The sequence below is a fragment of the bacterium genome, from assembly GCA_030655055.1.
GTDB lineage: Bacteria > Edwardsbacteria > AC1 > AC1 > EtOH8 > UBA5202.
On record JAURWH010000041.1, the window covers coordinates 1 to 6,228 of the forward strand.

At 58.5% G+C, this 6,228-nt stretch carries 4 protein-coding genes; all 4 read right to left on the reverse strand.

The features are described 5' to 3' along the window. A partial coding sequence (locus Q7U71_01815) for a hypothetical protein (GenBank protein MDO9390490.1) occupies positions 1 to 1,957 on the reverse strand: 1,957 nt, incomplete at its 3' end. Beyond that, complete coding sequence (gene mutS, locus Q7U71_01820; protein MDO9390491.1) at positions 1,950 to 4,538, reverse strand: DNA mismatch repair protein MutS; 2,589 nt, start codon at positions 4,536 to 4,538, stop codon at positions 1,950 to 1,952. The genes mutS and Q7U71_01815, both read right to left, overlap by 8 nt. A gap of 46 nt (positions 4,539 to 4,584) precedes the next feature. Continuing rightward, positions 4,585 to 5,634, reverse strand: a complete 1,050-nt coding sequence (locus tag Q7U71_01825) for a tetratricopeptide repeat protein (GenBank protein MDO9390492.1) — start codon at positions 5,632 to 5,634, stop codon at positions 4,585 to 4,587. Positions 5,635 to 5,641: 7 nt separating this feature from the next. Next, the gene (locus Q7U71_01830; GenBank protein ID MDO9390493.1) at positions 5,642 to 6,133 is read right to left on the reverse strand and encodes a hypothetical protein; all 492 of its coding nucleotides are present in this window, start codon (positions 6,131 to 6,133) and stop codon (positions 5,642 to 5,644) included. Positions 6,134 to 6,228 lie beyond the last annotated feature (95 nt).

Consider the following 6,228-nt stretch of genomic DNA (forward strand, 5'->3'; position numbering starts at 1 on the left):
GGGTTCGGCAATGACCAACGGGCCTTCCCTGGACTCCGCCCGGGCCTTGGCTATCAGCTCCCGGTGCCCCGGCAGGGCCAGGTGCGACATCTTCTCCAATTTCATCGACCTTCTTGGCTATGGCCATCCCGTCTGTTTTCAGGCCTTCGATCTTCTGCTGCAGCAGCTGCTGGATGTTCTGGCGGTTGGCGGTGCCCTGCTGAAGCTCCTCGATCCCCTTTTCCAGGCTGGCCACCTGCCGGTTTCGCTCCACCAGCAGGCTTTCGGCTCCGGTCAGTTCCTCCTGGTTCCGCCGGATGTGACCCTCGAGCTCGGTCCTGGTTTTGGAAAGGGTCTCCGTCTCGTTCTTTAAAAGGTAAAGCGACTGCTGCTGCTGGGAAACCTGGTTTTGCAGTTGTTCCAGCTGGCTGTTCAGGGTTTCCTGCTGGATCCTGCCTTCTTTGATGCTGGACTCCAGGCTCGCCGCCTGGTCTTTGTCCGACTGCAGGGCCTCCTGGCTGGAACGCAGGTCCTGGCGCAGGCCCTCCAGCACCCCCTCCAGCACCATTGACTGGTGGAGTTTCTCGTCAGCCTCTTTTTGTTTGATCTCCAGTTGCAGCAGCAAGGCCACCAACAGGCTGTTTTTTTCAATCCGGTCCTGTTCCATCCCGGTGATCTGTTCTTTCAGGTCATTCCAGGCCTGCCCGGTGGCATCCTTCTCGCTTTGCAAAACTGCGGCTTCCGCCCTAACTGCATCAAGCCCGGTTTTGGCCTGTTCCAACTTGGCGATAAGTTCGGAAAGAGCGGTCTGTTTGGCCGCCAGTTCCCCGTCCACCATTTCCGACTGGGCCTTGTGCTGGCCGATGACCGAGATCACCGATTCCAGCTGGGACTTGGCCGACTGTATCTGGTCCAGCAGCCGGCCGTGGCGCCCCGAGGATTCTTCTATCTCCCGCTGCAGGGCCAGGCTCTGCTTCTCCAGCCCGCTTACGTCCCGGGTCCGGTCCTTCATGGTGGCCAGGATCTGGGCCAGTTCTCCCCTGATCTTGGCCTGGTATTGTAAAAGCTCCTTCCGCTCCTTCTTGGAACGGTTCAGTTTTTTAAGGGTGTGGGCGGTCTCCCTGCTCCTGGATTTTATCTCTTCATCCAAAGCCTTCTTTTGGGACAGCTTCAGGGCCAGGGCCTCATCTATCGGAAGATCCGGCTCCTTATGGAATATTCTTTTCACCCAGCCTGCCACTGCGGCGCCTGTGGCACCAGCGCCTTCAAAGAACCGGGTCAGGATGTTCTCTTTCCCGGCTGAAGGATCGTCAAACTCTTCATCCTGCTCCGGCTCGGAATCGGCTGGAAACGAGTCCGGTTCGGCGGTATCAACTGCAGGCTGATCTTCGCTCGTTTGTTCCAGCTGGTTGGTTTCCCCGTCATAAGCCTCCTCAGCGGTGGCGGCCACAGGGGAATTATCATCAACGGGATCATCGGTTGGCTGTTCTGCCCCGGATCCAGGGGTTTGGCGGCGGGCCAAAAAGCGGGCCGCAAACTCTTTGACATCTTTTTTTATCTGCGAAACCATGGAAAAAGCCGTCACTTTGGGACCCAAATCTGGCTCGGACTCTACTGTTGGCTGGCCCGGGTCTTGCACCGGTTCAGCATCCTGCTCGGTGATCCCGGGCATTTCCTGAATGGCCTGGGACGGGGATGAGCTGCCGGCTTCCAACTGTTCTTCATCAGGTTCGGCGATTTGATCTTCATCTGATGCCTGCTCCTCCGCGGGTTCATTCTCCGGAGTGGGCAGCAGGCCGTCCCCGGAGGTGCTGGCAGTTCCGGCCTTGAAATAACCCTTAAGCCTGGCCATAAATCCCTGGCCCTTGGTGGGGGCCGGAGACTGCGGCTCTGACAGGCTTTCTTCCTCCGCGGAAGGAAAGCCCGTCTCCTCCTGCTCCCGATTCAATTCTTCGTTTTCCAGTCTTTCTTCATCCATCTTTGCCGTCCTCTTTGGTCATGTCTTTTAGCCTGGCCAGTTTGTTCAGGGCCTCTATTGGGGTCAGGGTTTCGGGATCGACCGATTTGATCTCCTTCAGCACCGCCTGCTCCTGCCGGCTGAAGATCGTTTCCGTTGTTTCATTTTGGGGGACCTGGTGCCGGGCCAGCCGCGGGGTCCGGTCGCCGGACAGGGCGTCCGATTCCAGGTTGAAAAGTATCTCGCGGGCCCGTTCTATGACGGCCTTGGGCAGACCGGCCAGCTTGGCCACCTGCACCCCGTAGCTCTGCCCGGCCGGTCCGGCCACCACCTGGCGCAGGAAGATTATCTCGTCCCCCCACTGTTTGACCGACATGGAATAATTCTTGATCCCGGTCATCCAGGATGACATTTCGGTCAGCTCGTGGTAATGGGTGGCGAACAGGGTCTTGCACCGGGTCTGGTCGTGCAGGTATTCGCTGACCGCCCAGGCGATGGCCAGCCCGTCAAAGGTGCTGGTGCCCCGGCCGATCTCGTCCAAAAGCACCAGGCTTCTGCCGCTGGCGTTGTTCAGGATGTTGGCGGTCTCGTTCATCTCGGCCAGAAAGGTGCTGACCCCCTTGGCCAGGTCGTCCGAAGCTCCGATCCGGGTGAAGACCCGGTCGATCACTCCGATCTGGGCCTGCTGGGCCGGAACGAAGGATCCTATCTGGGCCAGGATCACTATCAGCGCTATCTGCCTTAAGTAGGTCGATTTTCCGGCCATATTGGGCCCGGTCAGAATTATCAGCCGGTTCTGGTCTCCGTCCAGCAGTGCGTCGTTGGCCACGAACTGCCCCAGCCGGAAATTCTTCTCCACCACCGGGTGCCGGCCCCCCTGGATGAACAGCCTTGATTCCTCGTCCACCAGCGGCCGGCGGTAGCCGTTCTCCACCGCGGCCAGGGCCAGGGAATAGATGGCGTCTATGGCCGCCACGGCCTCGGCTGTTTCCTTGATCTTGGCGCTGTGTCCGCAGATCTGCTCTTTTAACCGGTTGAACAGTTCCAGCTCCAGCTGCCGGATCTTTTCCTCGGCCCCCAGCACCTTGTCCTCGTAAGCCTTGAGTTCCTCGGTGATGTAGCGCTCGGCATTGGCCAGGGTCTGCTTGCGGATGTAGTTTTGGGGGGCCAAAGAAACATTGGCCGTGCTGATCTCGATGTAATACCCGAAGACGCTGTTGAAGCCGACCTTCAGGGAATTGATCCCTGTGCGCTCCCGTTCGGTCTTCTGCAGTCCGGCGATCCAGGATTTGTCGCCGGAGGCCAGGGCGTTCAGCTGGTCCAGCTCCGGACTGTATCCCGGGCTGATGAATCCCCCCTGCATGAAGGCCAGCGGCGGCTCGGGAACTATGGCCTTTTTGATCAGCAGGCCAAGGTCTTCCAGATCATGCAGCCCTGCGCTCTGTTCGCCCCAGTATTCCCCTTCGGGCAATAATGCTTTCATCTGTTTGGATGCATCCAACGACTGGGCCAGTCCCAGCAGGTCCCGGGGCCCGGCCCGGTGGCAGGTTATCCGCCCCAGCAGCCGTTCCAGGTCCTGCACCTTCTTGAGCTGGGCGGCCAGGTTCTCCCGGTGCGGACGGGAATTAAAAAGCGACTCCACCGCGTCCTGGCGGATCTTGATCTGGGGCAGGGACAAAAGCGGGGCCGCCAGAAAGCGCCGCAGCAGCCGGGCCCCCATCGGTGTCAGGGTTTTGTCTATGGCCTCCAGCAGACTGGACTGGCCGGGCGCGCTTTCCGGCAGCAGGGCCAGGTTGCGGATGGTGGCGTTATCCAGCAGCATCTGGCTGGAAAGACTGTAGGGCGTAAGTTTGGCGATGTGCCCTACTGATGTCTTCTGGTTGTCCTCCAGATAGCGCAGGGCCGCCCCGGCGGCGGCCGTGGCCAGTTCCAGTTCCTGGCAACCGAACCCGGCCAGGGAGGCGGTTTTGAAATGTTCCAGCAGTCTGCGCCGGGAAGATTCCCCGTCAAAATGGTAGTCGTCCTGCAGGGTCAGGGCAAAACCGGACAAGGCGGACTTTAAAGCATCGGCCTGCCCTTTTGGCACCAGTATCTCTGAAGGCTGATTGCGCCCCAGTTCGTCGGCCAGGTCGGCCAACGGCAGTTCGGTCAATCTGAGGTTTCCAGCCGAGAGGTCGCACAAAACCAGGCCGCAATTGGTTCCCTGAACCTTGACCGCCGCCAAAAGATTTTCCCGGCGCTCCTCCAGCAGCGAGGGCCGCATCACGGTGCCGGGGGTGATGACCTCGGTCACCGCCCTTTTGACGATGCCCTTGGCCAGCCTGGGGTCCTCCACCTGGTCGCAGATGGCCACCTTGTACCCGGCCTTGATCAGCCTGGTCACGTAGCGTTCCAATGCGTGGTGGGGGATCCCGGCCAGAGGGACATTATTGTCTTTGCCGTGATTGCGGGCGGTCAGCACTATCCCCAGAACCTTGGAGATCAGCACCGCATCATCAAAAAAGGTCTCGTAAAAATCACCCACCCGGAAAAGCAGCACGGCATCCGGATGCTCCTGCTTTATCTGGTGGTACTGGGCGATCATGGGGGTGATCTTTTCCATCAACGGGCCCGGCCGGTGGCCGAATTTATTGGAAACAGATAATATCTCATTTTTGCACCAGCATGGTTTTGATGCCGTAGGCGCTCAGCAGTTTTTGGGATGCTTTCCGGGCCTCCTCTTTTCCGCCGTAGGGTCCGGCAAAAAGCCGGTAGCTGCGGCTGTTTTTGGAACCGCTGCTGTCCACCCGGCACTGGTGTTCCTGCTTCTCCAGCCGCTTTTTCCAGTCGGCCATCACGGCCCTTTCCCGGTAGACCCCTATCTGCAGATAATATCTCTGGCCGGCAGCCGGTTTAGGCTGGGGTACGAGGGTCTTGGCCGGCGGAGTTTTGGCGGCCGGGATCACTGTCTTTGGCGACGGAAGGCTGTCTTCCTGCGCCTCGGGACCGTCCTCGATGTCGGATAAAAGCTGTTCCCTGGCCTCCCCGGCCTCGTAGCTTTCGGGATAAAGCTCCAGGATCTGTCTCCAGTAATAATTGGCCTGGGCCGAATCGCTTTTTAGCCTCCAGCCGTCGGCCAGGGAACGGGCGATGGCCGCCCCCCGGAAATTCTGGGGGTATTGCTGGACGAAGGCCTGGGCATAGGATGCCGCCTGGGACAGGCTTTCCGCGGCCAGCGCCATCAGGGTCAGCCGGTACAGGCTTTCGCTGCCGGGCGGGGTCTGGCCGTAACGGGAATAGGTGAACAGGTAGCGGGTTTTGGCCTCGGGGAAGGCCCCGGCGTTCTGGCAGTACTGGGCCGTGGCAAAGGCCGACTGGGCCGCCAGGGCGTGGTCGGGGTAATTGTCCAGGATGAACTGGTAATGGGCAAAGGCGTTGGTCCCGCTGTTCTCTATCCGAGCCAGGGTAAAGTGGGCTTCGGCCAGAAGTTTTCCCCGGGGATGGTGCTTAAGGAACTTTTGGTAGGCCTCCACCGCCTGGGGGTATTTTCCGGTCTGACAGTATTGCCAGGCAATATTGTATTCCTCCTCCTCGGTCATGGCCCAAAGCAAGGATGCGCCCAGCAAAAGCAGTAGCAGGGCAAACAGAAAACCTTTGGCCGTTTTAAAATGGTCATTCGGCCTGTTGTGATCTTTTATTTTGCTTTCTGCCTTTTGCATTTTGTATTTAGTACAGCTCCTTTTTGCCGGCCACGGTCTGGACCACCCACTGGAAGCCTATGAAGGTATAACCGCTGACAGCGTCGTCCCGGCGTGAGGTTATGGTGATCTTCCCATAGTGGGGCACATTGTCGGTGATCAGGAAAAAGGACTGGCCCATCAGGGAATTGTCCAAAGTCACTTCGTTGTAATAACCTGAGTCTGGTGCGACATTCCCGGTGCCCAGCTTTAGGCCGTAATTGGAGCGTAGCTGGACGGTGGAAGGCGTTGTGGCCGACAGCCACCATAGCTGAATGCTTCCGTAGCTGGCCGTTCCATCCTTAAAATAATAGGAGTCCGGGGAATCATCTTTGGACACGCCCAGGGAATCGTAACCGGAAATAACCGTGCTGGTGGGAGCCTCGGTGGGTGTTTGGCTGCAGCCGGTGGCCAGGGCCAAAAGGACCAAAAGGCCAAGGCAGACCGCCGGCCAAAAAGTTTTATTTTTTCTTTTATACATAATCTTACATTTTAGCCTATAAGTCCATCATTTTCAACAAAAAACTGCACTAAAAAACGGGCTTTTTTAAGCCCGCAATATTTAAAATCATATAT